The 22,555-nt window shown below is 61.6% G+C and carries 19 protein-coding genes; 10 read left to right on the forward strand and 9 right to left on the reverse strand.

The window, feature by feature from the left end; genetic code table 11:
• The first annotated feature begins 12 nt into the window (after positions 1-12).
• From M2360_RS20755 to ilvA, 5 genes are all read left to right on the forward strand, one after another.
• Complete coding sequence (locus M2360_RS20755) at positions 13-579, forward strand: peptidylprolyl isomerase (protein ID WP_280777266.1); 567 nt, start codon at positions 13-15, stop codon at positions 577-579.
• Between the two features lie 22 nt (positions 580-601).
• Positions 602-1,117 (forward strand): peptidylprolyl isomerase, encoded by a 516-nt coding sequence (locus M2360_RS20760; RefSeq protein ID WP_280777267.1) that lies wholly within the window; start codon positions 602-604, stop codon positions 1,115-1,117.
• A 69-nt stretch (positions 1,118-1,186) separates the two neighbouring features.
• The gene (gene queA / locus M2360_RS20765) at positions 1,187-2,263 is read left to right on the forward strand and encodes a tRNA preQ1(34) S-adenosylmethionine ribosyltransferase-isomerase QueA (protein WP_280777269.1); all 1,077 of its coding nucleotides are present in this window, start codon (positions 1,187-1,189) and stop codon (positions 2,261-2,263) included.
• On the forward strand, positions 2,263-3,393 hold the full coding sequence (tgt, locus tag M2360_RS20770) for a tRNA guanosine(34) transglycosylase Tgt (protein ID WP_280777270.1): 1,131 nt from the start codon (positions 2,263-2,265) through the stop codon (positions 3,391-3,393). The genes queA and tgt overlap by 1 nt, the downstream gene beginning before the upstream one ends.
• Positions 3,394-3,509: 116 nt before the next feature.
• Positions 3,510-4,760 carry a threonine ammonia-lyase gene (gene ilvA, locus M2360_RS20775; RefSeq protein ID WP_280777271.1) on the forward strand — a complete coding sequence of 417 codons (1,251 nt, stop codon included), beginning with the start codon at positions 3,510-3,512 and terminating at the stop codon, positions 4,758-4,760.
• A 13-nt stretch (positions 4,761-4,773) separates the two neighbouring features.
• Here the strand turns inward: ilvA and M2360_RS20780 are convergent, their stop codons facing one another.
• Positions 4,774-5,163 carry a hypothetical protein gene (locus M2360_RS20780; protein ID WP_280777273.1) on the reverse strand — a complete coding sequence of 130 codons (390 nt, stop codon included), beginning with the start codon at positions 5,161-5,163 and terminating at the stop codon, positions 4,774-4,776.
• A gap of 36 nt (positions 5,164-5,199) precedes the next feature.
• Positions 5,200-7,011: an ABC transporter ATP-binding protein gene (locus M2360_RS20785; RefSeq protein ID WP_280777275.1), complete on the reverse strand. Its 1,812-nt coding sequence runs from the start codon at positions 7,009-7,011 to the stop codon at positions 5,200-5,202.
• A 483-nt stretch (positions 7,012-7,494) separates the two neighbouring features.
• Between M2360_RS20785 and M2360_RS20790 the strand changes: the two genes are divergently transcribed.
• Positions 7,495-7,980, forward strand: coding sequence for a cupin domain-containing protein (locus tag M2360_RS20790; RefSeq protein WP_280777276.1), 486 nt, complete (start codon positions 7,495-7,497; stop codon positions 7,978-7,980).
• Between the two features lie 80 nt (positions 7,981-8,060).
• Here the strand turns inward: M2360_RS20790 and M2360_RS20795 are convergent, their stop codons facing one another.
• The 3 genes from M2360_RS20795 to M2360_RS20805 all read right to left on the reverse strand — a co-directional run bounded on the left by M2360_RS20795 (position 8,061) and on the right by M2360_RS20805 (position 10,493).
• Entirely contained in the window at positions 8,061-9,353 is a 1,293-nt protein-coding gene (locus M2360_RS20795) for a DUF2254 domain-containing protein (protein WP_280777278.1), read from the reverse strand.
• Positions 9,354-9,744: 391 nt separating this feature from the next.
• Positions 9,745-10,080 carry a DUF1330 domain-containing protein gene (locus M2360_RS20800; protein WP_280777279.1) on the reverse strand — a complete coding sequence of 112 codons (336 nt, stop codon included), beginning with the start codon at positions 10,078-10,080 and terminating at the stop codon, positions 9,745-9,747.
• 14 nt (positions 10,081-10,094) lie between these two features.
• Complete coding sequence (locus M2360_RS20805) at positions 10,095-10,493, reverse strand: hypothetical protein (RefSeq protein WP_280777280.1); 399 nt, start codon at positions 10,491-10,493, stop codon at positions 10,095-10,097.
• A gap of 130 nt (positions 10,494-10,623) precedes the next feature.
• Between M2360_RS20805 and M2360_RS20810 the strand changes: the two genes are divergently transcribed.
• Positions 10,624-11,430, forward strand: a complete 807-nt coding sequence (locus M2360_RS20810) for a helix-turn-helix transcriptional regulator (protein WP_280777374.1) — start codon at positions 10,624-10,626, stop codon at positions 11,428-11,430.
• An 83-nt stretch (positions 11,431-11,513) separates the two neighbouring features.
• On the opposite strand, the gene M2360_RS20815 is transcribed toward M2360_RS20810, so the two are convergent.
• Positions 11,514-12,011, reverse strand: coding sequence for a GNAT family N-acetyltransferase (locus tag M2360_RS20815; RefSeq protein WP_280777282.1), 498 nt, complete (start codon positions 12,009-12,011; stop codon positions 11,514-11,516).
• A 121-nt stretch (positions 12,012-12,132) separates the two neighbouring features.
• Positions 12,133-14,910: a DNA gyrase subunit A gene (gyrA, locus tag M2360_RS20820; RefSeq protein ID WP_280777283.1), complete on the reverse strand. Its 2,778-nt coding sequence runs from the start codon at positions 14,908-14,910 to the stop codon at positions 12,133-12,135.
• A 185-nt stretch (positions 14,911-15,095) separates the two neighbouring features.
• Here gyrA and M2360_RS20825 point away from each other — a divergent pair, with 185 nt between their 5' ends.
• Positions 15,096-15,737 (forward strand): MarC family protein, encoded by a 642-nt coding sequence (locus tag M2360_RS20825; protein ID WP_280777284.1) that lies wholly within the window; start codon positions 15,096-15,098, stop codon positions 15,735-15,737.
• A 3-nt stretch (positions 15,738-15,740) separates the two neighbouring features.
• Here the strand turns inward: M2360_RS20825 and M2360_RS20830 are convergent, their stop codons facing one another.
• Both M2360_RS20830 and M2360_RS20835 read right to left on the reverse strand, forming a co-directional pair.
• Entirely contained in the window at positions 15,741-16,646 is a 906-nt protein-coding gene (locus M2360_RS20830) for a 5'-methylthioadenosine/S-adenosylhomocysteine nucleosidase (RefSeq protein WP_280777285.1), read from the reverse strand.
• A 90-nt stretch (positions 16,647-16,736) separates the two neighbouring features.
• Positions 16,737-17,255 (reverse strand): single-stranded DNA-binding protein, encoded by a 519-nt coding sequence (locus M2360_RS20835; protein WP_280777286.1) that lies wholly within the window; start codon positions 17,253-17,255, stop codon positions 16,737-16,739.
• 266 nt (positions 17,256-17,521) lie between these two features.
• On the opposite strand from M2360_RS20835, the gene uvrA reads away from it, so the two are divergent.
• Positions 17,522-20,443 (forward strand): excinuclease ABC subunit UvrA, encoded by a 2,922-nt coding sequence (gene uvrA, locus M2360_RS20840; RefSeq protein ID WP_280777288.1) that lies wholly within the window; start codon positions 17,522-17,524, stop codon positions 20,441-20,443.
• 463 nt (positions 20,444-20,906) lie between these two features.
• Positions 20,907-22,553: a Na/Pi cotransporter family protein gene (locus tag M2360_RS20845; RefSeq protein ID WP_280777289.1), complete on the forward strand. Its 1,647-nt coding sequence runs from the start codon at positions 20,907-20,909 to the stop codon at positions 22,551-22,553.
• Positions 22,554-22,555: the final 2 nt, after the last annotated feature.

Here is a 22,555-nt window from a genome sequence, read left to right on the forward strand (position 1 = left end):
CAGGGAGACCTCATGAACCTCTTCAAGACCCTCGCCGCCGGCCTCGTGCTCGCCCTCGGCCTCGCCGGCGCAGCCAGCGCCAATCCGAACGAATTGACAATCCAGCTCAAGGACGGCCCCGTGGTCATCCAGCTGATGCCGGACGTTGCGCCGAAGCATGTCGAGCAGATCAAGACGCTGGCGCTGAAGGGCGCTTATGACAATGTCGCCTTCCACCGCGTGATCGAAGGCTTCATGGCCCAGACCGGCGACGTGCAATACGGCAACACGACCAAGAACTTCGATGCGCAGCGCGCCGGCATGGGCGGTTCGGACCTGCCGGATATTCCGGCGGAATTTTCGAATGTTCCGTTCGAGCGCGGCACAGTTGGCATGGCGCGGTCGCAGGACCCCAATTCCGCCAATTCGCAATTCTTCATCATGTTCGCGCCCGGCGACTTCCTGAACGGCCAGTACACCGTGGTCGGCAAGGTGGTCAGCGGCATGGAGAATATCGACAAGATCAAGCGCGGCGACGACGCCAACAATGGCTCGGTCACCGATCCCGACCGGATGATCAAGGTCACCGTCGGTCAGTAAGAATTCAACAAGGAGAAAACCCATGGCCGAGATCAAGGATCCGGAAAACACCATCGTGATGGAAACCACCAAGGGCAAGGTGGTCATCCAGCTTCTGCCGGAAGTGGCCCCGGGCCATGTCGCCCGCATCAAGGAACTGGCCCGCGAAGGCGCCTATGACGGCGTGGTCTTCCACCGCGTCATCACCGATTTCATGGCCCAGACCGGCGACGTGAAGTTCGGCAAAAAGGGCGGCGCGTCCTTCAATCCGGCCCGCGCCGGCATGGGCGGCTCTGAAAAGCCTGACCTGAAGGCCGAATTCTCGGCGATCAGCCATATCCGCGGCACCTGCTCGATGGCGCGTTCGCAGAACCCGAACTCGGCCAATTCGCAGTTCTTCATCTGCTTCACCGACGCTCCCTGGCTCAACAAGCAGTATTCGGTCTGGGGCCAGGTCATCGAGGGTATGGACTTTATCGATCAGATCAAGCGCGGCGAGCCCGTGGTCGATCCCGACGAGATCGTCTCGATGAAGGTCGCGGCCGACATCGCCGCCTGATTCTCGTTTTTGATGGACATATGCCGCCTCCGCGATTATGCGCGGGGGCGGTTTTCGTTTGGAAGAGAGATGCGCGTAGACCTGTTTGATTTCGAGCTCCCTGAAGAGCGGATCGCCCTGCGTCCGGCCGAGCCGCGCGACGCCGCGCGCCTGCTGATCGTTGATCCCTCCGGCGACGGATTTCAGGACCTGATCGTGCGCGATCTCGTCGACCAGCTAGGCCCTGATGACGTGATGGTGTTCAATGACACCAAGGTGATCCCGGCGCAGCTGGAAGGACGCCGCATTCGCGGCGAGAACATCGCCCCGGTCTCGGCCACACTGCATATGCGCGTCAGCCCATCAAGCTGGAAGGCCTTCGCCCGGCCGGGCAAGCGCATCAAGCAAGGCGACAGGATCGAATTCGGCCATAGCGGCGACACCTGCCTGAACGGCAGCCTCGGCGCTGTCGTCTCCGAAAAGGGCGAGGCGGGCGAGGTGACGCTGTCCTTCGACCTTTCGGGCCCGGCGCTGGACGAGGCGATCGCGACAGTCGGCCATATTCCGCTGCCGCCCTATATCGCCTCCAAGCGCCACGAGGACGCACAGGACCGAAAGGACTACCAGACGATTTACGCAAGGGAAGAGGGCGCGGTGGCGGCTCCGACCGCAGGCCTTCACTTCACGCCCGAACTGTTTGACGCGCTTGATAAAAAAGGCGTTGGCCGCGCATTCGTCACCCTTCACGTTGGGGCAGGGACCTTCCTGCCGGTCAAGGCCGACGACACTGCCGAGCACAAGATGCATCACGAGATCGGTCATATCGATCAGACGACCGCCGACCGGCTGAACGCCGCGCGCGCCGCCGGCGGCCGCATCGTTGCCGTCGGCACCACCTCGCTTCGCCTGCTCGAAAGCGCGGCGAAAGACGACGGCTCCATCGCCGCCTGGTCTGGCGCAACCGACATCTTCATCACGCCCGGTTATCGCTTCAAGATCGTCGACCGGCTGATGACCAATTTCCATCTGCCGCGCTCGACGCTGTTCATGCTCGTTTCCGCCTTTTCAGGCCTGGAGACCATGCGTGCGGCCTATGCGCATGCGATCGACAGCGGCTATCGTTTCTATTCCTATGGCGACGCCAGCCTTTTGACACGGAAAGACTGATGCACAGCGAATTCAAGTTCACGCTTCTCAAGACCGACGGCAAGGCGCGGCGCGGCGAAATCACCATGCCGCGCGGCACGATCCGCACCCCCGCCTTCATGCCGGTGGGCACGGTGGGCACGGTCAAGGCCATGTATCTCGACCAGGTGCGCGACACCGGCGCCGATGTCATTCTCGGCAACACCTATCACCTGATGCTGCGGCCCGGCCCGGAACGCGTCGGCCGTCTTGGCGGCCTGCACGAGTTGATCCGCTGGCCGCATCCGATTCTCACCGACTCGGGCGGCTTCCAGGTCATGTCGCTGTCGGGCCTGCGCAAACTCGACGAGAAGGGCGTGACCTTCAAGAGCCATCTCGACGGCGCGCTGCATCACATGTCGCCGGAGCGCTCCATCGAAATCCAGGGCCTGCTCGATTCCGACATCCAGATGCAGCTGGACGAATGCCTGGCGCTGCCGGCCGAGCCCAAGGAAATCGAGCGCGCCATGGAAATGTCGGTGCGTTGGGCGGAACGCTGCAAGGTCGCCTTCGGCAACCAGCCCGGCAAGGCGATGTTCGGCATTGTCCAGGGCGGCGATCAGCCTGCATTGCGCGTGAAAAGCGCCGAAGCCTTGAAAGCGCTCGATCTCAAGGGTTACGCCATCGGCGGCCTGGCAGTCGGCGAACCGCAGCATGTGATGCTGGAGATGATCGACACGGTCAATCCGCATCTGCCGACCGAAAAGCCGCGTTACCTGATGGGCGTCGGCACGCCCGACGATATGCTGAAATCCGTGGCGCGCGGCATCGACATGTTCGATTGCGTGATGCCGACGCGGTCTGGCCGCCATGGCCTCGCGTTTACCCGTCGCGGCAAGGTCAATATCCGCAACGCCCGCCACGCCGAGGACATGCGTCCGCTGGATGAAGAATCGTCTTGCCCGGCGGCGCGCGATTATTCCCGCGCCTATCTGCATCATCTCGTCCGCGCCAATGAGGCGCTCGGCGGCATGCTGCTGACCTGGAACAATCTCAGCTATTATCAGGATCTGATGAGCGGCATCCGCAAATCGATCGAGGAGGGGCGTTTCGCCGATTTCATGGCCGAGACGCAGGAGATGTGGGCCAAGGGCGACATCGACCCGATTTAAGTTAACTAAAATAATCATGAAAAACGGCGCAACCTGATGGATGCGCCGTTTTTCGGCTTTTCAGGGCGTCATTCGCGTGACATAGACACCGAACGCGAGACAACCGGACCAGGCCAGTGACCCCAGAGCATGTATTGAACGCCAACGAGGCGATGCGCGAACTCTTTCCCGCCACGCCCTTGCAGCTCAACGATCATCTGTCGCGCCGTTTCGGCGCTGAGATCTGGCTGAAGCGCGAAGATCTGTCGCCGGTCCGCTCCTACAAGATCCGCGGCGCGTTCAATTTCTTCCGCAAGGTCATCGCGCGCGGCGAGGGGAACACCACCTTCGTTTGCGCTTCGGCCGGCAATCACGCCCAGGGCTTCGCCTTTGTCTGCCGGCATTTCGGCGTCCAGGGCGTTGTCTTCATGCCGGTGACCACGCCGCAGCAGAAAATCGACAAGACCCGGATGTTCGGCGGCGAGTTCATCAAGATCCGGCTGGTGGGCGACTTTTTCGACCAATGCTACGCGGCAGCCCGCACCCATGCCGAAGAGACGAACGGCTATATGGTGCCGCCCTTCGACCATGAGGACATCATCGAGGGGCAGGCGACCGTCGGCGCCGAAATTGTCGAGCAGATGCCGGAGGGCAAGCTTCCCGACCTGGTGATCATGCCGGTGGGCGGAGGAGGGCTGTCTGCGGGGATGACCGGTTTCCTCAGTGACCGCTTGCCGCGCGAAGCCTTTCTGTTTGCCGAACCCTCGGGCGCGCCAAGCCTTAAGCGCAGTCTCGAGGCGCACGCCATCCTGACGCTGCCCAAGGTCGACAATTTCGTCGACGGCGCCGCGGTGGCCCGCATCGGCGACCTCAATTTCGCGGCGCTCGAACGCTTCGATCCGCGCCAGGTGCTGCTGCTGCCGGAAAACGCCATCTGCGCCACGATGATCGAGATGCTGAATGTCGAAGGCGTGGTGCTGGAGCCGGCCGGCGCGCTGTCGATCGCCGCGCTCGAACAGATCGGCGCCGATGCGCTTGCCGGCAAGACCGTTGTCTGCGTCGTCTCCGGCGGCAATTTCGATTTCGAACGGCTGCCCGACGTCAAGGAACGGGCGATGCGCTATTCCGGCGTGAAGAAATACTTCATCCTGCGCCTGCCGCAGCGCCCGGGCGCGCTCAAGGATCTGCTCAATCTGTTCGGCCCCGACGATGACATCGCCCGGTTCGAATATCTCAAGAAATCCGCCCGCAATTTCGGCTCGATCCTGATCGGCATCGAAACCAGCCATCGCGACAATTTCGTCGGCTTGATGCAGCGTTTCGACGCCGCCGGCCTCGGCTTCGAGGACATCACCGACAATGAACTGGTGGCCAATCTGATTATTTGAGCGGGGCGGGGCGTTACGCCCCCGGCGCGGTCAGACCGTTTGGCAAGGATATCCAGATCACCGTCTGCGCCTCTTGCGAATGGTGCGACAGATGGCCTTTGCCATGCGTATCCTCGACCAGCACGAAGCTGCCGGCGGAGACATGGCGGATTTCGCCGTCGCTCGTCTCATAGTCCACCGAACCATCCAGCCTGACCGTCAGCACCGGCTCCGGGACCGTATGCCATTCGACCGGGCGCATGCCTGCGGATATGCGGGCGATGCGCACGCGCTCCGCCGGATAGCTCGCCGTCACATCGAAAGGCGCAGCGTCCGGATGCACCCGCACTTGCGTCACCGGCATGTCCACCTCGTCGAAATGCGATTCACCGTCTTGATCGGCATAGATCCGCAAGCATTTCATGGTCGTTTCACCCTTCTTCGTGAGTCCGTTTTTGGCCTAGATTTCCGCGACCAGTCCCTTGGTCAGTTCCAGCGCTTGGCGCTCGAACAGGCTGCGATAGATGCCGTTTTTCACCCGCACCAGGCTGGCGTGATCGCCTTCCTCGACGATCCGGCCGTGATCGAACACCAACAGCCGATCGAGCGCCCGCACCGTCGATAGCCGGTGGGCGATCACCAGCGTCGTGCGGCCCTGCATCAGCCGCTCCATGGCCTGCTGGATCAGCATTTCGGATTCGGAATCGAGGCTGGAGGTCGCTTCGTCGAGGATCAGGATCGGCGCATTGGCGAGAAAGGCGCGGGCGATGGCCACGCGCTGGCGCTCGCCGCCCGACAGCTTCACGCCGCGTTCGCCGACCAGCGTGCCATAGCCATGCGAGAGCGCCGAGATGAACTCATGGGCGCTGGCGAGCCGCGCCGCGGTCTCGATCTCGGACTGCGTCGCCTCGGGCCTCGCATAGGCGATGTTTTCGGCCAGCGAGCGGTGAAACAGGATCGGCTCCTGCTGGACGATGGCGATCTGCTGGCGGAGCGACGCCTGTGCGAGTTTGGAAATGTCCTGGCCGTCAATGCGGATCTCGCCGCCGGTCACGTCATGCAGCCGCTGGATCAGCTTGACGAACGTGGTCTTGCCGGAACCGGAATGGCCGACCAGACCGACGCGTTCGCCCGGACGGATCGTCACCGAGAAATCGCGATAGAGCGGCGCGGAATGCTTGCCATAGTGAAAGTTCACACGGTCGAACTCGATCCGGCCGGCGCTGACCGCCAGCGGCTTGGCGCCGGCGATATCCACAACGCCAAGCGGCTGGGCGTGAATGGCGACCAACTCCTCCATGTCGTTCACCGAGCGCTGCAGATTGCGGATATGCATGCCGATTTCGCGCAGATAGCCCTGCAGGATGAAGAACGAGGTCAAAACGAAGGTGATGTCGCCGGCATTGGCCTGGCCGCTGGCCCACAGCCACAGCGCCAAACCGAGCACGCCGGCGCGGAGAGCCGCGAGCAGGGCGGCCTGCAGCGTGCCGTTCAGCGTGCCGCGCGTCCAGGTGCGGCCGGTGCGGTCGCGCCATTTGTCGATGACGCCGGCGAGGCGGCGATCTTCGCGCTTTTCCGCGCCATAGGCTTTCACCACCGCATTGCAGGTCACCGCGTCGGCCAGCGAGCCGCCGAGCTTGGTGTCCCAGCGATTGGCGAGGCTCGCCATCGGCGCGACATAGCGCAGCGCCATCAGCGACGTGAAGGTGACGAAGATCACCGATCCCAACCCGACCAGCCCGCCCATCAGCGGCCAGTGCCAGGTCATCATCAGCGTCGTTCCGACCAGCATGACAGCCGAGGGAAACAGCGCCACGAACACCGTGTCGTTCAACAGATCGAGCGCCCACATGCCGCGCGTCACCTTGCGCACGGTGGAGCCGGCGAAACTGTCGGCATGCCAATCGCTGGAAAAACGCTGGATGCGGTGAAAGGATTGGCGGCCGATCTCGCTCATCGACCGCAGCGTGAAGGTGATGATCGCCGTAAACGTCGCATGCCGAAGCAACAGCGCGCCGATCGACAGCGCCATCAGCCAGCCCAAGGCGGCGAGGGCGCTGTTCCACGCGTCGGGATCTTCGGCGCGACCTGAAACCACCGCATCGACCAGACGCCCCGAAAAGAGCGGCGTGAACACATCGGCAAGAGTCGACAGCAACACCGTCGACAGCATGAAGCCGACGCGGCCGGGCTGTTGGCGCCAATGAGTGAAGCAAAAGCTGAAAACACTGCGAAAGGCGCCGTCTCTACGGGCGGTATGACCAAAAGCCATGAGATGATCCGGCCCGCGGCCGGCTCCTGAAAAACGAGGAAAAACAGCAATCCGCGCGAGCGCGAAACAGGATGGTGAAAATCGGAACCGGCTAGGAGGCCGGACAGGCGCGCCAAAGGCGGCCAGGACGCGTCAGGCGGTGACCGCCAGCGTCACTGCGGAACAGGTAAAATGCGTCATTTCGAACCTCCCGCGTCATGTCATATGCCCACAGGATAAGAGACGAATACCGGACGGCCAAGCCCTTGCGTCGCAGTTTACAAACTCAACCGGCGAGTGCGGCAAAGCGGCAACAGGCGCGCAGGAGGCGCAGGCGCGATCGCGTGCTCTCCTGCGGGTCCGGACCTGTTTCCACGGTGACAGCGCCGCATGCGTCGCGCCGGTACATCTTCTCCCACGCTTCGTCCCCGGAACAAGGCATCGGGCGACCGAAGCGGACAAGGCCTCACAGGGAGGCGGACATTCTGGAGAGAGGATCCCTTCATGACCCCACATATCGCCGCCGCGCAATCCCACGACGACGACGTCTTTTGGTTCGGCAACACGCTGATCTCCTTCCGCGTCAGGTCCACCGACTCCGAGGACGGGATCTCGATCATCGATCACTGGATGCCCTATGGCGAAGCGCCGCCGCTGCATATCCATCACAGCCAGGACGAATATTTCCATGTCATCGAAGGCGTGATGCGTTTCGAACTCGACGGCAAGATCATCATGGCGCGCGCTGGCGACACGTTCGTCGCGCCGAAAGGCGCGCCACACCGCTTCCGGGTCGAAAGCGTGCTCGGCGCACGCTGCCTGACCATCACCAGGGGCGGCGATTTCGAATCCATGCTGGATGAAATGAGCCGCCCGGCCGACAGCGCCGACCTGCCGCCGCAGCGCCAGCCAACGCCCGAGATGATCGAAGCGCTCACCACCGCCTGCCGCCGCTCCAACATCGACATCATCGGCCCGCCGCTGGGCTGAGGCAATGAACGCCGCGTTCCTGGGAACAGGGGCGCGGTTTTGCAGCGGCGACTATCGATCTGCAACAGGTTTTGGGCGGGTCATTGCGGTCCGCCGCTCATCGCCTCAACCTGCTTCGCCATATCCCGCAACCTTTTCAGATGGTCTTCCACCGACACGGATCTTTCCGCCCAGGCAAGTGCGCGCTCAGACAGAATCTGCGCTTCGGCCGCCATATCGGCGTCGATGCCGGCGAGACTTTTGAAGGTCTTTTGCAGCCGGATCTGGATTTCAAAATGTCCTGCGCCATCGCGCGAAATCGGATCGAAGGCGTCCTCGAACAGGTCGTGCAAGGTGAGCCTCGGCGCCGTCACATGGTCGAAACGCGGCGTCTCTGCTTCATCCTGCTCCAATGGGCCTCTGAAAAGCCAGAACAATCGGGTGAGCCTGCCGATGACGTCAATCGCCGTGCCGGGATCATTGACGGCGGGCGACAGCTCGCGAGACGCGATCTCGCTCAAGATCGACAAGCCGAAGCGCGGATCCTGCTCGAACGAACGCATGGCGCCGATGGTGAAGGCGGATGCGATCTCAGTCTTGATGTCCGCTACATCGGCGCCATCATTATCAGGCGGCGCAATCCAGGCCAGCGCCCGACCGGGATCGCAAAACCAGCCGGGAATCGCCAGGAGATGCACCCGCGTTTCGAGCTTTTTGCCGATCGCATCGAGCGCGGCGACATCCACATGCTGGAGATAGCCGATCTGAGGGGTATGGATCATGGTCGCATCGTCGGGCGCGAACAGATCATGTGGCGAGGCGGGCAGGGCGCCGAGCGACGGGCGCTTTCGGCGCTCTTGCAGCGCATTTCCGGCAGAGCGTTCGACGCGATCAATCGTGTCCCCGACCCGCCCGAGTCGCGACAGATGATCGACCCAGCGCAATATGGCGCCGACGATGATGGCGATCACCAGCAGCGTCACGACAAACAACACAGCCCGTCCTTCCTCGCCATAGGCGCCGGCGCTGAGCGCAATGATGCCCACGAGGCTGAACAGGAACGACCCGAGAAAAGTCGCCAGCACATTCTGCGTCGTCGGATCTTCCGCCACCAGCGCCGCGGCGCGCGGCGTGCCGTTGTTGGTGGCGGCGCCGAAGGCGGTCACCATGATCGACAGCGAAAACGTGGTCACGGTCAGCATGCTGGAGGCGAGAATGGTCAGAATATTGTCGACCGCATCGGCCCCGATCTTTGCGCTGATGAATGGCGGCAAAGCCGGTGCAAAGAACACGGAAAACAACGCCGTCAACAAACCGGCCAAAGCATAGAGCGAAGCGCGAAACCAGAGCTTTTTTGCCAGTCTCTGTAGCTTCCAGCCAAATTTCGTGTCCATCCGCGCGTCAATCTCCATTGCCTGAGCAAAGAAAGACGCCGAACCTGCCTTCAGTTCCATGATGCGGAGACTTTAGGGAACTCCGCGCTCTGTCACGCGGAAGCGCGAAATCGACGAGCCTTGATCGGCGGCCATATTCGATGTGATCTCGATCCGTAGCAGATCGCGGTCGCTCATCGCTATCAATCCCATCTGCTTGTCTCCCAACCGTCATTCAGATCCGGGGAGTGTGACACTTTAACTTTGCAGGAACAGGACATTCTAACTTTGCGGCTACAGACGCAATACTGATAAGATAGATTATGGAACAATTCTATTGGGCTTCGGCGGCCCGACCAGCGACGATGGCGTGCGCCAAGTCTGCGCGCCGCCATCGAAGTCGATGTTGTGATCATATCGCAATGAGGCCTGCGATGATATCCGTCGCCTTGTGATCCTTATCGACGCCGTCGATCAGGAATACATCGCCGTCGGCTGCTTGTGTCCGCAACGGCGCCAACGCCTGATAATCTGCGGATCGATACCAGTCGCGGGCGGCGGCAAGGTTGGGAAAGGCAAGTACGATCAGGTCGTCGGTGAAACGGCCTTCAAGTTCCTCCTTGGGCCCGCCATGGATGATGAAGCGACCCTCATATGGCGTCAGCGTGGCGTCGATGCCTTTGAGGTAATCGATGACGCCCTGGTTGACGGTGATATTGCGCAAATGCGCGACAGCGTAAGCGGTCATGGTTTCTTGTCCTTTCAGTTTGCAGCGAGCGCCGGTTTTGCCGCGACATATTCGGCTGTCGTCAGCAACGCCACGAAAACGGCCTGAGCGATCAGAAACGCCCAGCCAAGCGGATTGGGCGATATTGCGCCCGTGATCGGCAGCGCCAGACTTGCGAGGATCCAAGCCATGTTGCCGCCGATAACGGCATGGGTCGCCAGGGTCGGGATTGGCCGCATCCGTGCGGTGATCGCCATGAAGGCCGCTATGGGCAGCAACGCGACGCCGGCCCAGAACAGCAGCGGCGCCGGAATTCCGGTCCAGGCGCTGACCGGCGTATGAAACACGCCGAGCGCTGCGCCCATGCCGGCGCAGGTACAGGCGTCCAGCGTGAGCAGATTGGCAAGTGTCCAAAGTGGATGTCGTAGGTGCATGAGAATGGCCTTTCCTGTCGTTGATGACCGGGATGGTCGATCGGTGACAGCCATTCTTGCGCAATTTGTTCTGGCGTCGATTACCTCCGGGGTAATAGGTTCACATGACGGCCATGCGCTATGGTGGGACATGACAAGAGCGGGAACCGGTGCAGGACAGATATTGCGGGAATGGCGGCAGAGGCGGCGCTACAGCCAGCTGGAGCTTGCGCTGGAAGTCGAGATGTCGCAACGGCATCTGAGTTTCCTCGAAGCCGGCCGATCCATGCCCAGCCGCGACATGGTCCTGCGTCTGTCGGAATGCCTCAAACTGCCGTTGCGTGAGCAAAACGCCATGCTGCTGGCCGCTGGCTTTGCGCCTGCTTATGGCGAACGGGCGCTCGCTGCGCCGGAATTTGAGGCGGCAAGGGGCGTGATCGATCGTCTCTTGCTGGGTCATGAGCCCCACCCTGCCCTTGCGGTCGATCGGCGCTGGACGCTGATTTCGGCCAACAGAGCAGTCAACGCGCTGACCCGAGGCGTCTCCAAAGAGCTTCTCACAGGCGATGTCAATGTGCTGCGCCTCAGTCTGCATCCGGAAGGCCTCGCTTCCCGCATCGTCAACTTCAAGCCATGGCGCAGCCATATTCTTGCGCGGCTCGCCCATGACATCGAGATTTCGGCCGATCCGTCCCTAGTCGCGTTGCTCGACGAATTGCGGTCCTATCCCACGCCCATGCATGCGCTGGGAGACCGCGACGGCAGCGCCGGAAAGCTGGCCATCGCCATCCCGCTTGTGCTCGACAGCAGCGCCGGCCGGCTCGAATTTCTGAGCACGACCACGGTTTTCGGCACGGCCGTGGATGTCACGCTTGCCGATATCGTCGTCGAGAGCTTTTTCCCCGCCAATGCAGAGACGGCCGGGGCGATGGCGAAACTTTTTGCAGATGGAGGCTGAAACCAGGCGAAGACGATGTGACGCCGCAGCGACAGCGGCGCGCCGATCAATCAACGGCGCATACCTTGTTCTCAGACTGACGCTCAAAGTTTCAGGAGGATTTCAATTTCCGAGCCATTCGCGCGGCGATTGCCCGTGAGGATAAAACCGTAGCGTTTGTAGAACCCTTCCGGACCATCCGGCCCCGGGATGAAGCTCGATATGATCGCGTCAATCCCCGGTCGCGTTCTTGCATGGGCTGAGACGAGATCGAGGGCGCGCTTGCCGAAGCCTCGCCCTTGGAAGCGGCCGTCGATCATCAATCGCCAGAGGCCGATTTCATTCTCGTTGACGCCATTCTTGCGGATGGCGCCCGGCAGCGTGTGGTCGAACAGCATGACGAAGCCGACCGGCATGTCCAAGCAGGTGATCGCTCTGAACCAGGCGCCTTTTTCGAAATAGGCTTCGGCGACCGATAGCGCATTCGACGCGACATAGTCGCCTTGGCTCTCCGAAACACGCAATGCGGCGATCGCTCGAATGGTCGAGGCATTGATTTCGCTGAGCTGAATGGCGTTTGCATCCTCGGTTCGCGCGGACATTGGCATTCGATATCCGGTTGGGAAACGCTCAGAGACTCGCCGCCAGGGTGCCACCCTGTCAATACGAAAATGGCGGCCGGTTGCCCGGCCGCCATCGACGGTGTCATTTGCATCCCGACGCTTACTCGGCGTCCGACCCCGCATCCGGTTCCGCCGTCACCGCGGATGTCTCGGCAGCGTCAACCGCTTCGTCATCCTCCGGTTCGCTGATGCGCTCGACCGAGACGACCTTTTCGTCGGCTGCGGTGGAGAAGATCGTCACGCCCTTGGTGGCGCGGCTGGCGATGCGGATGCCATTGACTGGCACGCGGATCAGCTGACCGCCATCCGACACCAGCATGATCTGGTCGGCGTCGTCGATCGGGAAGGCGGCGACGAGTTCGCCGATTTCATTGGTCTTGGAGGTGTCGGTGGCGCGGATGCCCTTGCCGCCACGGCCCGAAATGCGGAAGTCATAGGACGACGAGCGCTTGCCATAGCCTTTTTCGGATACGGTCAGCACGAATTGCTCGCGGGCTTTCAGTTCCTGATAGCGTTCTTCGCTGAGATCGCCGACTTCGCCGACTTCCTCGCCCACCAGCGCCACGTCTTCCTCGTCCACGCCCATGGCGCGGCGTTCGGCCGCTGCGCGCTTGAGATAGGCGGCGCGTTCGGCGGCTTCGGCGTCGACATGTCCGAGAATGGTCATGGAGATCAGCCGGTCGCCATCGGCCATGGAAATACCGCGCACGCCGATGGAATTGCGGCCGGCAAACACGCGGACTTCATCGACCGAGAAGCGGATCGCCTGGCCGAGCGCCGTGGTCAGCAGCACGTCGTCGAGTTCGGTGCAGGTTTCCACCGACAGGATCTCGTCGCCGTCTTCCTCCAGCTTCATGGCGATCTTGCCATTGCGATTGACCTGGACGAAGTCGCTCAGCTTGTTGCGACGCACGGTGCCGCGCGTGGTGGCGAACATCACGTCGAGGTTTGCCCAGCTATCCTCGTCCTCCGGCAGCGGCATGATCGTGGTGATGCGTTCACCGGGCTCCAGCGGCAGCATGTTGATCAGCGCCTTGCCGCGCGACGTCGGCGAGCCGATCGGCAGGCGATAGACCTTTTCCTTGTAGACGATGCCGCGCGAGGAGAAGAACAGCACCGGCGTATGGGTGTTGGCGACGAACAGGCGGTTGACGAAATCCTCGTCGCGCGTCGACATGCCGGAACGGCCCTTGCCGCCGCGACGCTGGGCGCGATAGGTGGCCAGCGGCACGCGCTTGACGTAACCGCCATGCGACACGGTCACCACCATGTCTTCGCGGGCAATCAGGTCCTCATCATCGAGATCCAGGCCATAATCGACGATTTCAGTGCGCCGCGGCGTGCCGAATTCGTCGCGCACGGCGGCCAGTTCGTCCTTGACGATGGTCATGATGCGCAGGCGCGAGCTGAGGATATCAAGATAATCCTTGATCTGCGCGCCGATCTTGTTGAGCTCGTCGCCGATTTCGTCGCGGCCGAGCGCGGTCAGGCGCTGCAGGCGCAGGTCGAGAATGGCGCGGGCCTGCTCTTCGGACAGGTTATAGGTGTTGTCGTCATTGATGCGGTGACGCGGATCGTCGATCAGGCGGATCAGCGATTCCACATCATGAGCCGGCCAGCGGCGGGTCATCAACTGGTCGCGCGCGGTCTGCGGGTCCGGCGCGCGGCGGATGAGACTGATGACTTCGTCGATATTGGCCACCGCGATGGCGAGACCGACCAAGACATGGGCGCGGTCGCGCACTTTGCGCAGCAGATATTTGGTGCGCCGGCTCACCACTTCCTCGCGGAAGCTGATGAAGGCCTTGAGCATATCGATCAGCGCCAGCTGTTCCGGCTTGCCGCCGTTCAGCGCCACCATGTTGCAGCCAAACGAGGTTTGCAGCGGCGTGTAACGATAGAGCTGGTTGAGGATCACCTCGGCATTGGCGTCCTTCTTCAGTTCGATGACGACGCGATAGCCTTCACGGTCGGACTCGTCGCGCAGATCGGAAATGCCCTCAACGCGCTTGTCGCGCACCAGTTCGGCCATTTTCTCGATCATCGTGGCCTTGTTCACCTGATAGGGAACCTCGGTGATGATGATCTGCTCGCGATCATTGCGCATCGGCTCGATGCGGGCGCGGCCGCGCATGATCACCGAGCCCCTGCCCGTCTCGTAAGCCTGGCGGATGCCGGCCCGGCCGAGGATCAGCGCGCCAGTGGGGAAATCCGGTCCCGGCATGATGTCCATCAACTGGGTGAGTTCCAGCGCCGGATCATCGACGAGCGCGATACAGGCATTGATGACTTCGGCCAGATTGTGCGGCGGAATATTGGTGGCCATGCCCACCGCGATGCCGCCTGCGCCATTGACCAGCAGATTGGGGAATTTCGCCGGCACCACGACGGGCTCGGACATGGTGCCGTCATAGTTGTCGCGGAAATCGACGGTTTCCTTGTCGAGATCGTCGAGCAGCGAATGCGCGGCCTTCTGCAAACGGCATTCGGTGTAACGCTGGGCTGCCGGCGGATCGCCGTCAATCGAGCCGAAATTGCCCTGACCATCGATAAGCGGCAGACGCAGCGACCAATCCTGGGCCATGCGCGCCAGCGCGTCATAGATCGCGGAGTCGCCATGCGGATGGTATTTACCCATGACATCGCCGGTGACGCGGGCGCATTTGACGTATTTCTTGTTCCAGTCGAGCCCGAGTTCGTTCATGCCGAACAGAATGCGGCGATGCACTGGCTTCAGACCGTCACGCACGTCCGGCAGCGCGCGCGAGACGATGACGCTCATGGCGTAGTCGAGGTAAGAGCGCTGCATTTCCTCGACGATGGAGATCGGCTCGATGCCGCTGGGGCCTTTGCCGCCTGGGGGAACAATCTCGGTCAAACTGGTCTCAATCTCTCAAACGGAATCAATGCCGCCGTTATAGCGGAACGCCCCGTTCAAGGCCAATTTCATGGCGGCTTTATGAACAGTTCTTTGCCGCGAAGCGCTGATATTTTCGGCTTTTTAGCCCTTGCTTGCACGGCTGGCCCCGGCTCGATACAGATGGAGCAAAAGAGGGGAAAAACATGGCCAGTCTGGAAGCGATCATCAATGCGTTCACGACCCTGCTGGTGACCACGGATCCGCCGGGACTCGCGCCGATCTTTCTCGGGCTGACGGCGGGCATGACCCAGGCGCAACGCCGCCACACCGCGTTGCGCGGCACGCTGATCGCGTTTGGCATTCTCACGGTCTTCGCTGTCTTCGGCGCTGGCATCCTGTCGGTGCTCGGCATATCGCTGCCGGCCTTCCGCATCGCCGGCGGCCTGCTGCTGTTTTTCATCGCGTTCGAAATGATCTTCGAGAAGCGGCAGGAGCGGAAGGAAAAGACCACGGAGACGGCGATCACCCGCGACCACATTCACAATCTCAGCGTCTTTCCGCTGGCCATTCCGCTGATTTCTGGCCCAGGCGCGATCTCGGCCACCATCCTGCTCGCCGGAAATTTCCGCGCGCCGCTCGAGCGCGCGCAACTGATCCTGGTGATCGCCGCCGTCTTCCTGGTCATCTACGCGGCGCTGATCATCGCCGACAAGCTCGACCGCTATCTTGGCCAGACGGGCCGGGCGATCCTCACCCGGCTCCTGGGCGTATTGCTGTCGGCGCTCGCGGTGCAATTCGTCATCGACGGCTTGCGCGCAACGCTGACGGTCTATACCGGCCCCTGACGATCAGGGGAGCTTTTCAAGAAAGGCTTCGACCACCTTGGCGGAATTGGCCGAGGCGAGGGCGAAGAAAACACCCATTTCATTTTCGCCCTCCCCGCCGCCGGCAAGATCGGACAGGCTGCGGAAGGCGATGAACGGAACCTTGTTGACATAGGCGACATGCGCGGTGGCGGCGCTTTCCATGTCGAGAACGCGGGCCTTGAAGGTGGTGTAGGTAAATTCGCGGAACGCCTTGTTGTCGACGAAGGCCTGTCCCGACACGCCATTGCCGCCCACGACGATCTTCGGCTCGTGGCTGAGGCACTTGCCCTCGCCCGCACATTTTTCCAAGCTCACGCTCGACGCCACGGCTTTCGCCGTTTCGAGAAGCTGGCCGTCGACTGGAAACCAGAAGCGATCCTCGGGCTTGTCCATGCCGTCGCGCAACACTTCCGTCTCATTGGGATAGATCATCCCGTAATTTGGGAACTGCGTGTCGAGGAAAGGCGGAATGGCGAATTTTCCATCGGTCTCGCGGGCGAAGATGGCTTCGAGATATTGCCCCCACTGATCGCTGACCACCACATCGCCGATCGAAAGTTCGGGATCGACGCCGCCGGCGATGCCGGAAAACACGATCGCCTTGATCGAGAAATGATCAATCGCCTGTTGCGTGGTCATGGCGGCGTTGACCATGCTGACGCCGCTGAGGAACAGCACGACGTCCTGACCCGCCAATTTGCCGGTCACGAAGCGGCGTCCCATAAGCTTATGCTCCTGAGCGCCGTCGATATCCTTGAGAAGCACCTGCCACTCGGGCTCGAAAGCCGACATCACCGCAATGCGCGGCGTCGCGTCGATCAGTTCCGCGGCCGGCGCCGCAAGAGGAAGCGCCGCCGCGCCGAGCGCCAGGACGAGTGAAAATTTCATCGTTAAACTCCTTGGTTTTATTGCGTTATTAAAAACGCAAGAACCATGCCAACGCCCGGCGGAGCCGGCAAGGAGCTGCTTGCCTCCGCCTCAGAACGGGATGTCGTCATCCATGTCGCGCGAGAAGGACGGAGCGCTTTGCGGCGCGCGGCTCGGCTGCGAGGAACGTCCGCCGCGATCATTGTTGCCGCCTCCGAAACCGGCGTCCATGTCGTCATAGCCGCCGCCCTGCGGCGCGCCGCGTCCGCCGCCTTCGCCACGGCCGTCGAGCATTGTCAGCGTCGAATTGAAGCCCTGCAAGACGATTTCGGTCGAATAGCGGTCATTTCCGGTCTGATCCTGCCATTTGCGGGTCTGAAGAGCGCCTTCGATGTAAAGCTTGGCGCCTTTCTTCACATATTGCTCGACCACCTTGCACAGGCCTTCATTGAAGACCACGACGCTATGCCATTCGGTCTTCTCCTTGCGCTCGCCGGAATTGCGGTCGCGCCAGGTTTCCGATGTGGCGATGCGAAGATTGGCGATCGGACGACCGTCCTGCGTACGGCGGATTTCGGGGTCCGCTCCGACATTGCCAATCAGAATGACCTTGTTTACACTACCCGCCATCGCTAAATCCTATCCACAAAACCGGCAAACGCCGTCCATCAACTGAGGGGCGAAGAATAGCCCTTCGGGGGGACCGGCGCGCCCCCGCATGCGTCCAATCCACAGAAAATCCGGGCTTCCCATTGTTCGCATTTTGTTCTAGTCGTTTTTCCTGCGACAGTCAATGGAATCGACCTTGTGGAAAAGCGGGATTTGGCCCGATGGCGGCGACCTGCCTGCCCGGAATGGGCGTATAAGGGCGAAAGAACAGGCGAGACACAGGCATCATGAGCGAACTCAAGACAATTTCCATCCGCGGCGCGCGCGAGCACAATCTCAAGGGCGTCGATCTCGACCTGCCGCGCAATTCGCTGATCGTCATGACAGGCCTGTCTGGATCGGGCAAATCCTCCCTCGCCTTCGACACGATTTATGCCGAAGGGCAGCGTCGCTACGTCGAAAGCCTGTCGGCCTATGCGCGGCAGTTCCTGGAAATGATGCAGAAGCCGGATGTCGATCTCATCGAAGGCCTGTCGCCGGCCATTTCGATCGAGCAGAAGACGACGTCGCGCAATCCGCGCTCGACGGTCGGCACCGTCACCGAGATCTACGACTATATGCGCCTGCTGTTCGCCCGGGTCGGCGTGCCCTATTCGCCGGCCACCGGTCTGCCGATCGAGAGCCAGACGGTCAGCCAGATGGTCGACCGGATCCTCGATTATCCCGAGGGCTCGCGGCTTTATATCCTTGCGCCGCTCGTGCGCGGCCGCAAGGGCGAATACAAGAAGGAACTGGCGGAGCTCATGAAGAAGGGCTTCCAGCGCGTCAAGATCGACGGCCAATTCTATGAGATCGCCGAGGCGCCTGTCCTCGACAAGAAATACAAGCATGACATCGACGTTGTGGTCGACCGCATCGTGGTGCGCCCCGATATCGCTTCGCGACTGGCTGACAGTCTCGAAACCTGCCTCAGGCTCGCAGACGGCCTGGCGATCGCCGAATTCGCCGACAAGCCGCTGCCGAAGGAAGACACCGCCGAAGGCGGCTCGGCCAACAAGTCGCTGAACGAGACGCATGAACGGGTGATGTTTTCGGAAAAATTCGCCTGCCCTGTCTCCGGCTTCACCATTCCCGAAGTTGAGCCGCGGCTGTTTTCCTTCAACAATCCCTTCGGCGCCTGCCCATCCTGCGACGGTCTCGGCACCCAGCAGAAGATCGACCCGGACCTGATCGTGCCTGAGACGGAGCGGACCTTGCGCGACGGCGCGATTGCGCCCTGGGCGAAATCCGCATCACCTTATTATAACCAGACGCTCGAAGGCCTCGGCAAGGCCTATGGCTTCAAGCTCTCGGCCCGCTGGAGCGAATTGTCCACGGAAGCGCAGACCGCCATTCTCAATGGCACCGGTGATCGCGAAGTGGCCTTCAACTATGCCGATGGCGCGCGCAGCTACCAGACCACCAAGACCTTCGAAGGCATCATTCCCAATCTCGAACGGCGCTGGAAGGAAACCGATTCCGCCTGGTCACGCGAAGAGATCGAACGCTATATGAGCCAGGCTCCCTGCCCTTCCTGCAAAGGATTCCGCCTGAAGCCGGAAGCGCTGGCGGTCAAGCTCGACGGCAAGCATATCGGCCTGGTGTCGAACATGTCGATCCGAACCGCCAACGACTGGTTCGTCGGCCTGCCGGACAAGCTCAACGCCAAGCAGAACGAAATCGCCACCCGCATCCTCAAGGAAATCCGCGACCGTCTGAAATTCCTCAACGATGTCGGCTTGGATTACCTGACGCTGGCGCGCAATTCCGGCACGCTGTCGGGCGGCGAAAGCCAGCGCATTCGGCTGGCGTCACAGATTGGCTCGGGGCTGACGGGCGTGCTCTATGTGCTCGACGAACCCTCGATCGGCCTGCATCAGCGCGACAATGCCCGCCTGCTCGACACGCTCAAGCATCTGCGCGACATCGGCAATACGGTGATCGTGGTCGAGCATGACGAGGACGCCATTCTCACCGCCGATTATGTCGTCGATATCGGCCCTGCCGCCGGCGTGCATGGCGGCCGTGTGGTGGCGCAAGGCACGCCCGCCGAGATCATGTCCAATCCCAATTCGCTGACCGGCAAATATCTCTCCGGCGAACTCTCGGTCGATGTGCCGCGCGAGCGCCGCAAGCCCAAGAAGGGCAAGGAAATTAAGATCGTCGGCGCCAAGGGCAACAATCTGAAGAATGTCACCGCCGCCATTCCGCTCGGCGTGTTCACCGCCGTGACCGGCGTGTCGGGCGGCGGCAAGTCCACCTTCCTGATCGAAACGCTTTACAAGGCGGCGGCGCGGAGGGTGATGGGTGCGCGCGAAAACCCGGCCGAGCACGAACGCATCGACGGTTTCGAGCATATTGACAAGGTCATCGATATCGACCAGTCGCCGATCGGTCGCACCCCGCGCTCCAACCCCGCCACCTATACCGGCGCGTTTACGCCGATCCGCGACTGGTTCGCCGGTCTGCCGGAAGCCAAGGCGCGCGGCTATCAGCCGGGCCGCTTCTCCTTCAACGTCAAGGGCGGCCGCTGCGAGGCCTGCCAGGGCGACGGCGTCATCAAGATCGAGATGCACTTTCTGCCGGATGTCTATGTCACCTGCGACGTCTGCCACGGCAAGCGCTACAATCGCGAGACGCTGGACGTGACCTTCAAGGGCAAGTCGATCTCCGACGTGCTGGACATGACGGTCGAGGAAGGCTGCGACTTCTTCGCCGCCGTGCCGGCCGTGCGCGACAAACTGACGTCGCTGCGCGATGTCGGGCTGGGCTATATCAAGGTCGGCCAGCAGGCCAATACGCTGTCGGGCGGCGAGGCGCAGCGCGTCAAGCTCGCCAAGGAACTGTCCAAGCGCTCCACCGGCCGCACGCTCTATATTCTCGATGAGCCGACCACGGGCCTGCATTTCCACGACGTGGTCAAGCTCTTGGAAATGCTGCACGAACTGGTGAACCAGGGCAATTCCGTCGTGGTCATCGAGCACAATCTCGAAGTCATAAAGACCGCCGACTGGATCCTCGATTTCGGCCCCGAAGGCGGCGATGGCGGCGGCGAGGTGATCGCCCAGGGCACGCCAGAAGATATCGTCAAGGTTGGACGATCCTATACCGGCCAGTTCCTCAAGGAGTTGCTGGAACGCCGACCGATCAAGCGGCAAGCTGCGGAGTAGGATGGCGAACCGGGTCTTCAGATTCTATTCAACCGCGCCGAAGATGATTTTTCATCATGCGAGGGCTTTGGCAGGCGAGCGCGTCGTTCGTTTGACAGGTCGCGGAATTGGCGGTCCTGAATTCTGGCAGATGATCATCGTTATCGAGGAGGGCGAAAGGGCTGACCGTTTTGCGTCTTGGCTTGAGAAAAATTGTCGGGTGCGAGATTTCAGGCCAGGCCAGAGAAAGAACAAGGTGTGGACAGGCTCGCTTCACCGACCAAGCATTTTTGTTCGCTCGGCTTTCTGGATGTGGAACTCTGTCGGCAAACTCCGCAACGTCATAAAACCTTCATAAACGCCGCTTGTAGGACAGCGACGCCGCGATTGGGATTGAACGGACGACAGAAAGGCCCGATACAGGTCGACGTGATATTTTTCAAATTCACGTATCGATCTTTTCTGTTTTCCGGAGGCCTCGCCCTTGAGCGGTTCGGTGATCTTCATCAATCTGGCGGGCGCTGTCGCTCTGCTTCTCTGGGCCACGCGCATGGTGCGCACCGGCGTCGAGCGCGCTTATGGCGATCTGCTCAAGGAAAAGATGCGCTATGCGCTCGGTAACCGCGTCAATGCGGCGGCAGCGGGCTTTTTTCTCGCTATCGCGCTACAGAGTTCGACGGCGGTGGCGCTGATCGTCTCAGGCTTTTCCGCCTCGGGCTTCGTAACCTCGACCGTCGGCATTTCGGCGCTGCTCGGCGCCGATCTCGGCTCGGCCTTCGTCACCCGCATTCTCCGGCGCGACCTGTCGCTGCTCGTGCCCTTGCTGATGATCGCCGGCACCATCGCCTATCGCACGACGTCGCGGCGCTGGCGGGAGATGGGCCGCATCCTGTTCGGGCTCGGTCTTCTGCTTCTGTCGCTTCGGCTGATCGGCGAGGCCTCGGCGCCGCTCAAGGAAAGCCATGTCCTGCCGATCATCATGAACTATCTGCAGCAGGACTGGATCACCGCTTTCGCGCTTGCCGCGCTGATGGCCTGGCTGTTTCATTCCAGCGTCGCCTCGATCCTGTTGTTCGCCTCGCTGTCCAGCCATGGGCTGGTGCCGAATGAGTTGATCATTCCCTTTGTGCTCGGCGTCAATTTTGGCGGCGCCGTGATCGGCGCGGTGCTGACGCGCGGGGAGGTCAAGGCCGCCCGCATCGCGCCCTTGGGCAATGTCGCCATTCGCGGATTTGGCATGGTCGCCGCCCTCATCCTGCAACTGAGCTTCCAGTTCCGGCCGGACGTCTATTTCGACACATCGGCGGACGCCGTGGTCTGGGTGCATGTCCTCGCCAACACGATCGTGCTGTTGATCGGCCTGCCCTTTGCCGGCTCGCTGGCCCGGATGCTGGAAAACGCCCTGCCCTCGGATGTTAAGGACGAGGACAATAGCGACGCGGCACTGCTTTCGGCGCTCGACCCCTCCGATATCACCAATCCTCCTCGCGCGCTCGACAACGCCACCCGAGAAGTGGTGGGCATGTGCGACCGCATCGAGGTGATGCTGACCCGCGTCTTCGACGCCTTTCTCAGGCCTGACGACCAACAGATGGCTCAGATCGAGAGGCTTGACGACAGCGTCGACCGCTTCAACCGCAATATCAAGCTCTACCTCGCCAAGATCTCCGGCAACGAACTACCGGAGGACGCGGCGCGGCGGCAACAGGATCTCTTGGAAGCCACCATCAATCTCGAACAGGTCGGCGACATCATTTCCCAGAACATGCTGGCCAAGGCGCGCAAGAAGGATGCGCGCGGCGCAAGCTTCTCCGAGGAGGGCCTGCATGAACTGACCGCCATGCATCAGCGCGTGCTGCGCAATGCCCGGCTCGCCTTCAACCTGCTGGTCAATCGCGATCTCGAACATGCGCGGCAGCTGGTCAAGGAGAAGGAAGTGGTGCGCGACATGGTGCGCGTCAGCGAGGAAAACCACATTCGACGGCTGGGCGAAAACCGCGCCAGCATCGATTCCTCGTCGATCCATATCGACACGATGCGCGATCTCAAGGAGATCAATTCGCTCTTGGTGTCGATCGCCTATCCGGTGCTGGCCCAGGCCGGCCAGTTGCGCACCAGCCGTCTGCTCTGAGC

Origin of the sequence: Rhizobium sp. SG_E_25_P2 (assembly GCF_029892285.1) — a bacterium.
GTDB lineage: Bacteria > Pseudomonadota > Alphaproteobacteria > Rhizobiales > Rhizobiaceae > Rhizobium_E.